The organism is Bradyrhizobium sp. Crot121 (assembly GCF_059512385.1).
In genome coordinates this window covers 1-313 of the sequence record NZ_JCAMOR010000534.1, presented here as the reverse complement: position 1 = coordinate 313, position 313 = coordinate 1, and the positions used below count along the sequence as shown (strand labels likewise).

Below are 313 nucleotides of genomic sequence, written 5' to 3'. Positions count from 1 at the left end.
AGCACGCGCGTCGTCTCGACACCATCGAAGCGACCGTATCCCACGAGTCGCCGGACGACCGCGCCGTTCTTCTGCTCGACGAAGGCCTGATCATTCTTCTTGTAGGCGCGCGAGCGTGTCACCTCGATCCTTTGCGCGCGACACCAGGGCACGACGACGTCGTTCATGAATGCGCTGTCATTGTCGAAATCGGCGCCGCGAATGACCCAGGGAAACAGGCTCTGTGCGCGCTCCATGGCTCGCACGACGAGGCCGCCCTCGCGCGTCACCAGCGGCATGCACTCGGTCCAACCAGTCGCGACGTCGACCATCG

At 64.2% G+C, this 313-nt stretch carries 1 protein-coding gene; it reads right to left on the bottom strand.

The annotated features are described in order from the left end of the window. The coding region (locus tag AC5ZGW_RS47810; RefSeq protein WP_496114361.1) for an integrase catalytic domain-containing protein at positions 1–313 on the bottom strand (313 nt) is incomplete at both ends.